2 protein-coding genes are annotated in these 1,936 nt (G+C 63.4%); both read left to right on the forward strand.

The window, feature by feature from the left end; translation table 11 throughout:
• A partial coding sequence (locus NW815_RS11430) for an isochorismate synthase (RefSeq protein WP_414416025.1) occupies positions 1-658 on the forward strand: 658 nt, incomplete at its 5' end.
• Between the two features lie 170 nt (positions 659-828).
• Entirely contained in the window at positions 829-1,887 is a 1,059-nt protein-coding gene (thrC, locus tag NW815_RS11435) for a threonine synthase (protein ID WP_011433867.1), read from the forward strand.
• Positions 1,888-1,936 lie beyond the last annotated feature (49 nt).

A 1,936-nucleotide genomic window follows, 5' to 3' on the forward strand; every position in this document is an offset into this window, starting at 1 on the left:
CCAAGAGGGGGCCTTTCCCCAGGTTTTCTTGGGGGCCACCCCGGAGCGCTTGCTTTCCGTGTGGCAAGGCCGGGTGCAGATCGATGCCTTAGCCGGCTCCGCCGCCCGCGGCGCCACCCCTGTCCAGGATCGCCAGTTGGCCGAGGAGCTGCTCCGCAGCCCCAAAGACCGCCGCGAACACCAGTGGGTGGTGCGCTCGATCCGGGAGGCTCTGAGTCGGTTGGGAATGGATCCCTGCATTTCCCCGCAACCGCGGCTGCTCCGTCTAGCCAACATCCAGCATCTGCAAACTTTGATCGAGGCGGAGCTCCCCGCCGATGTACATCTGTTCGATCTGCTGGCCCAGCTCCACCCGACGGCAGCGGTGGGAGGGTATCCCCAACAGGCGGCGCTGCAGTGGCTAGAGCGGTTGGAACCCTTTGATCGCTCCAGCTATGCCGCTCCCTTGGGCTGGGTAGACTTACAGGGCAATGGCGAGTTTGTGGTGGGGATCCGCTCCGCCCTAATTCGGGGGAATTGGGCCCGCTTGTATGCCGGTGCCGGGATTGTGGCTGACTCCAACCCAGAGCAAGAGCTGGCCGAGATTCGTCTGAAGTTGCGCTCTCTGGTGCAGGCTCTGGCCTTGCGACCTGCAGCTCCTCCGCTCCCCAGCTTCTGAAGAGAGGGGATCAGGAAGATGTTTCTGCCGCCGCTGCGGGAGGTGGATACGAACCCCTCCACGAACAGCTACAGTGAGAAAGCCGGTCTTTGATTAGCCTCGGTGTCCTCTGCGGCATGGCGACCCTGAATCCCACCCATCCCCCTCGTATAGCCGGATCCCGCGCGCAAGTGGGGCTTTGGCCCGGCCTGATCCAGCACTATCGGGAATGGCTCCCCGTCAGCGCCAGCACACCTGTGGTCACGCTACATGAGGGCAACACGCCTCTGGTGCCTTCCCCGGCTTTGAGCCAACGGCTGGGGCGAGACTGTCAAGTTTACCTGAAGTTGGAGGGCCTCAACCCCACCGGTAGTTTCAAGGATCGGGGTATGACGATGGCCGTGTCCAAGGCCAAAGAGGCAGGGGCAGAGGCGATCATCTGCGCCAGCACCGGCAACACCTCGGCGGCGGCTGCTGCCTTTGCGGCCAAAGGAGGTCTGCGGGCCTATGTGCTGATCCCCGATGGCTACGTGGCCAAAGGCAAACTGGCCCAAACCCTGATGTACGGGGCGGAGATCATCGCCGTTCAAGGCAACTTCGACCAAGCGCTGGCTATGGTGCGGCAGCTGGCGGAAACCTACCCGGTGGCCCTGGTGAACTCGGTCAACCGCTTCCGCTTGGAAGGGCAGAAAACCGCCGCCTTCGAGGTGGTGGATGCTTTGGGGGATGCCCCCGATTGGCTCTGTATTCCGGTGGGCAACGCGGGCAACATCACGGCTTATTGGATGGGGTTTTGCCAGTACCGCCAGCAGGGCAAGGCTACCCGTCGCCCTCGTCTCTACGGCTTCGAGGCTGCCGGTGCTGCCCCCATGGTGTTGAACCGGGTGGTGGAACACCCAGAGACGGTGGCCACGGCCATTCGCATCGGCAATCCTGCCAGTTGGGTGAAGGCCAAGGCGGCAGTGCAGGTGAGCGGCGGCCAGGTGGATAGCGTCACCGACGAGGAGATTCTGGCAGCCTATCGTCTCCTGGCATCCGAAGAAGGGATCTTTTGCGAGCCGGCCAGCGCGGCCTCGGTGGCCGGATTGCTGAAATGGCGAGAGCAGGTGCCTGCTGGAGCACAGGTGGTGTGCGTGCTGACGGGCAATGGCCTTAAGGATCCGGACACGGCCAGCCACCAGGGATCCGCTCCTATCCACACCGGCGTTGTCCCTGAGCTGTCCGCTGTTGCTCGTCTGATGGGTTTCTAGCAGAAACCGCCCGCTGGTTAGGGTCAGCTAGAAATCGCAGGAGCCCCGC

This window comes from Synechococcus sp. R6-7 (genome assembly GCF_047461695.1).
In the GTDB taxonomy this organism is placed as follows: Bacteria; Cyanobacteriota; Cyanobacteriia; order Thermostichales; family Thermostichaceae; genus Thermostichus.